Origin of the sequence: Allokutzneria sp. NRRL B-24872, from assembly GCF_002155965.1 — a bacterium.
In the GTDB taxonomy this organism is placed as follows: domain Bacteria; phylum Actinomycetota; class Actinomycetes; order Mycobacteriales; family Pseudonocardiaceae; genus Allokutzneria.
On sequence record NZ_MUMH01000428.1, the window covers coordinates 1 to 839 of the forward strand.

Genomic DNA, 839 nt, shown 5'->3' on the forward strand with positions numbered 1-839 from the left:
GAGTCGGAAAGGTCCGGAAGGGTTCCTTCCGTACAGTAAAGCAGAGGTAAAAACCGACACCCTGCGTGGAGCTGGTGAACGGTCATGGGGCAGTCTCGCGAAGCTTTGTAAGCATCTTGTGAGTAAAGGCCGACCCATGCACGTACGCCGGGTCCGTAGCCCTCGACCACAGCCACCGGGTCGCACCGGCAGGCGAAGGTGGAGGGCTACGGCTCTTTCCGTCCTCATATCCATGTTCCTCATGGTCTCCACCGAATCGGCGGTCGCCGCGGGCGTCACGCTCGAACCGGTGAAGATGCCCGAGCTCTCCCTCTCGGGCATGTGGAGCTGGCTGAACAAGAACCCGCTCGACACCCCCGACCAGCAGGGCGGCACCGCCCGCGGCAAGAGCCACAAGGCCTCCGCGGCGTCCACCAGCAACGAGGGCGAGGCCGGTCGCAAGCCGGGCAAGGGCAAGGGCGAACTGCCCCCCTTCGCGCGCGAGACCGACGACCCCGCCGACGTCACCACCGGCAAGGCGCCGGGCGGCAAGAACAGCTTCGACCCGCGCACCAGCAGGCGTGACGCGAAGAAGTCCACGGCGACCTCGGACTACTTCGTCAACGCCGACGGCTCGACGACCGTCCGCCACTACACCGGCCGGGCGAACTTCAAGGCGTCCGACGGCACCTGGAAGCCGATCGACACGAGCCTGACCGAGGACAAGGACGGCCGTCTCCAGCAGACCGCCAACTCCCTCGACGTCGAGTTCGCGCCGACCGCCGCCGACCGGCAGCTGGCCTCCGTGGACTTCGGCTCCGGCCGGTCCCTGGCCTACGCGCTGCGCGGCGCCGCGAAGT

At 67.7% G+C, this 839-nt stretch carries 1 protein-coding gene; it reads left to right on the forward strand.

Annotation, left to right across the window (positions count from 1 at the left end; translation table 11 throughout):
* Positions 1–241: 241 nt before the first annotated feature.
* On the forward strand, positions 242–839 hold a 598-nt coding region (locus tag CCN37_RS38480), incomplete at its 3' end, for a hypothetical protein (protein ID WP_210408430.1).